Origin of the sequence: Longimicrobium sp. (assembly GCF_036280135.1) — a bacterium.
GTDB lineage: Bacteria > Gemmatimonadota > Gemmatimonadetes > Longimicrobiales > Longimicrobiaceae > Longimicrobium.
Genome location: NZ_DASURI010000570.1, coordinates 1 through 4,267, shown reverse-complemented (window position 1 = coordinate 4,267; position 4,267 = coordinate 1). Strand labels below are relative to the sequence as shown.

Genomic DNA, 4,267 nt, shown 5'->3' with positions numbered 1-4,267 from the left:
CCATCCTGGAGTTGCGGGAGATCTGTACCCGCCGGGCCAAGCTCCTGTCGGGGATCGGCGAGAGCGTGGCGCGCCTGAGGACGTTCGCGCTGGACGAGTACCCGACTCCCTACCAGCGCTGGCAGTTCAACGCCGAGTTGGAGGAGTTGCGAACGCGCCTCTTCTTCATGAAGGACATCGCGATCAGCCGCACGGCGTTCGAGTCCGCGGAGAAGGAGATCGGCGTCCTGTGCGATTCGCTTTCCCTTTCCAGCCCGTTGCAGCAGTCCCTGGAACAGGTGCTCGCCATCCTGGAGCACGCCGTGCAGACCGTCAGCGAGACGTCCGGCGTCATCCTGGAGGAGGGGAACCAAGTCATCACCCGGCTCAAACGTGACATGCTGGCGCGCCCGACCTCTCGCGCCATCGGCAGGCTCGCCGGCGGCGCGTACGGGCTGCTGCTCAACAAGTCCTTTCGGGACGGGGATCCGCGAAAGCGAAGGTACCTCGCCGACTTGGCCGATGCCGCCCGGCGCGCGCTCAAGCTGTGCGACGGCGCGCTCAACGACCTGGGGATGGCGAGTGGGCTCGCCGCCATGCTCGCCCCGGGCGCCGCCCCCGGAGCGCGCAGCGCGGCGGTGGAACTGGCGTTCAAAGCACTCGCGGACAGCAACCGCGACGTGGCGGACGGGTTTGACGACCCCATCCGCCACGCGGCGCGCTGGTGCAAGACAATCGTGGACCGCGAGATCGCGTTCGCCAGCGCGCAGAACATCACCGACTTCGACCCGGCGGAACTCGTGAGCGGTATGGCCGTGGCCGTGCGCTACGACCTGATGAGCACGCCCATCCAGGTCCGCGACGCCGTGAAACGGGCGCTGGATGCGGTCTGGTCCGACGGCAGCTGGCGCCTGGGCCGGCCGTTCTTTTCGGTCGGAGCACTGGGAACGTGGCCAGCGACGGCCGACGTGCTGTGGACGCTCACGAGCGCCATCGAGCGCCAACCCTCGGTGGTGGAAGCCGACGCAGCGCTCTTTTCGTACGTGGACTGGCTGGAGCGCACCCGCCGCACCGTTCGCCGTGAGAACCGGGAGCCGGCCACGGGGTGGAGCGCCGACCGGGTTCGGCAGCCGGCGCGTATCCACGTGCCGACGACCGCGCTGAACATCCACGTGCTGCTGGAAGTGCGGAACATGGTCGAGCACAGGCTGTGGGAGTTGTGCCAGAAGCGCTTCACCGTGCCGCGCGAGGGCAAGCGGCTGGAAGCGGTGTTCCCCGTGGACCTGAATCGCTCCCACGGCTCCCGGCTCCACACTTTTCTGTCGGGGATGGCGCGCGGCGCGCGGGGATTTCACAAGGGAGGCACGTACTCGCTGGTCCTGCACGGACCCCCGGGATCGTCCAAGACCGTGCTTTCGGAAGCGCTCTCGCGGGAAATGTGGCGCGAGTCGCAGCGCTGGGGGTGGAGGGAGCCGCGCCTCATCCGCATCACCCCCGCGGATTTCACCCGGCTGGGAGAAGACCGGATCGATTCGGAGGCACGGCTCATTTTTGATCTCCTGAGCCACGTACGGTCCGCCACCATCCTGTTCGACGAGATCGACGACCTGTTGTTGCGCCGTGGCGGAGAGGGCGGAAAGCGCTTCATGGACCTGGTGATCCCGGCCATGCTGAACCGGCTGCAGGATCTTCGTTCCGCCTGTCCGCACCAGGAGATCTGCTTTGTCTTCGGCACGAATTTCGTGGAGAACATCGAGCCGGCGCTCATGCGCAAGGGGCGCATTGACCGCCGCGTGGCTGTCGTGTATCCCGACTGGCACACGCGGCTTGCCACCATCGGAAGGCACCTGGACGCGGTCGCCCGTGAGCTCGAAACGGGCATCGGCGACGACCGGCCGGACTGGGAGCGCTTTCGGCGCTGGATCCGGAAATGGACCTGGCGGCTGGCTCAGCGCACGGCTGGATGGCCCTGGCTGGTGCTGGACTCGTTCTGCGAGCGGCTGGCGCGCGACATCTTGCAGCACCGGCCGGCGCTCATCCAGGCAGCGGCACGCCCGGACCGCCGGAGCCTGAAGCAGTTCCGCGCCAGTACCGTTGAAAAGCTGCTCCGCGAGAAGGCGACGCTCGCGGAGCCCGCCTATGCCAGCCGCCTGCTGAACCGCTTCGACAGCCCCGAGCTGCTGTCGGAATATGCGCTGCACCTTCTTGCGTGCGGTACGGGTATAGAGACAGCGAAGGAGGTCGTGAAGCGCGGGCGGGCGGAGATGGCGCGGTTCGCCGCGGCACGGCTGGATGCGAACGGGCAAGCCCGCCAGCAGCAGATCTGGAGCACCGAGATTGCCGGCCCGCTCACAGAAGCCGTCGAGCGAGAGCTGACCCTTGCTCAGCTTTCGGCCGTCGAGTACCCCCGTTCATCGGCTGCGATGCTGAAGAGTCTGCGCCAGGACCTGCTGCCACACGCCCAGGAACCCGCGCTAACTCCCTCCTGAGGAGACCGCCGCGACGGTGCCGTACGACGGAGTGCTCGTCGAAGGCGAAACGGGCCGGATCTCCTCGTGAGATCCGGCCCGTTCCGTCGTCTGCGGCGGATGGCGATCGTCAGCGCTTGGCGATGAGGCCGCCGTTGCCGGCCGTGAAGACGTCCGTGCCGGTGCCCCAGAAGCCGCGGACCAGGCTGTTGCCGCCCAGCGCCTTTTCCGGGATCCACGCAGTGCCGCTGTAGCGGTACAGCGCGCCGTCCGCGCCGCCCACGAACACGTTGCTCGCGCCCGTCCCGCCCACTGCGTAGAGCGCCGAGCGCGTGGGCAGGCGCACGCGCTGCCAGCCGGCGCCGTCGTAGCGGTACATCAGCCCGCCGTCGCCCACGGCGTAGACGTTGTTGGAGGCCGTGCCCCACACGCCCCACAGCGCGCCCGGGGCCTGCACGGCGGAGACCGCGGACCACGCGCTGCCGTTGTAGCGGATCAGCTGGCCCGCCGCCGTCGTGGCGTACACGTCGCTGGCGCCGCTGCCCCACACGTCCGTCAGCTGCGCGGTCGTGGGCGTCGTCATCCGCGTCCACGCGCTGCCGTTGTAGCGCAGCACCACGCCGCTGTCGCCCACGGCGAAGACGTTGCTTGCCGAGCTGCCCCATACGGCGCGCAGGCTGTACGACCGCGCCGGCGTATCGAAATCACCGAATCCCTTGGCGGTGACCGCCGTGCCGTCGTAGCGGAAGAGCGACCACGCGGTGCCGTCCCAGCGCACCAGCTCGCCCTTGTCGCCCACGCCCCACACGTTGCTGGCGGACGAGCCCCACACGTCGTACAGCGTGCGCCAGCGCAGCGCGGCCACGTGCGACCACGACGTGCCGTTCCAGCGCAGCATCCCCGTGTGGTTGGCGGCATAGACGTTGTTGGCGGCCGATCCCCACAGGCCGCGGTTGCCCTGGTTGTCCGGCGTGGTCTGCGTGGTCCACGCGCGGCGCGTATCCGTCACCGTGACGGGGATCTGCACGACGATGTCGGCGTTCCAGGCCCACAGCGTGGCCGTGCCGGGCGCCTGCGCCACCACCAGCCCGCTGTCCAGCACGGCCGCCTGGGGCGACGACGTGGGCTCCATCTCCCAGTACACGGGCCCGCTCATGGGCTGGCCGCGCAGGTCGCGCAGGGTGGCCGTGATGGGCGTGCCGTCCCCCACGTTCAGGGTGACGGAGCTGGACGAAAGGGTGATGGAGCCGGGGACGCCCTGCTCGATGCGGAACGAGATGGGCAGGTTCACGCCCGCGGCCCACGCCACGTACTGCGACGCGTCCGTCGTGAACAGCTCCGTCCAGTGCGTGATCATGTAGACGTCCAGAAAGCCCAGCTCGCGCCCGCCGGCCGTCACCGAGACGCGGTACACCTGCCCCGGCTGGGCGCCCGTGGAGCCCGTGGGCCACGTCACGTCGTACTCCTGGGCCGCCGTGTCCACCGTCACCAGGCGGCCGTACGAGCCGGTCGTGCGGGTGAAGGTGGCCAGCGTGGGCCCGCAGCTGCCGCCCGTCACACGGCAGATGCGCACGGTGGGCTGCACGTTCGGGTCGAACGGGGCGGAGGTGGCGCCGGCCGGCGGGCCACCGTCGTAAAAGTAGAAGCCCTCCGTTCCGCCGCTGGTCCAGTGATAGATGGTCCGCGACGGCGCGTCGCCTTCGGGAGTGGCGAGCGTGGGGGCGTCGGTCACACCGCAGGCCGCGGCGGCGAGCAGGACCAGGGCCGGAAGTCCGCGAAAGCGCATGGAGGGGCGTCCGGGGTTGCGCGTGCCAGTCCGG

General features: G+C 69.5%; 2 protein-coding genes. One reads left to right on the top strand and one right to left on the bottom strand.

Annotated features, from left to right (window positions below):
• Positions 1-2,468: ATP-binding protein (locus VFZ20_RS18395; RefSeq protein ID WP_329685387.1), on the top strand; the 2,468-nt coding region annotated here is incomplete at its 5' end.
• Between the two features lie 109 nt (positions 2,469-2,577).
• On the opposite strand, the gene VFZ20_RS18390 is transcribed toward VFZ20_RS18395, so the two are convergent.
• On the bottom strand, positions 2,578-4,267 hold a 1,690-nt coding region (locus VFZ20_RS18390), incomplete at its 5' end, for a WD40/YVTN/BNR-like repeat-containing protein (RefSeq protein WP_329685386.1).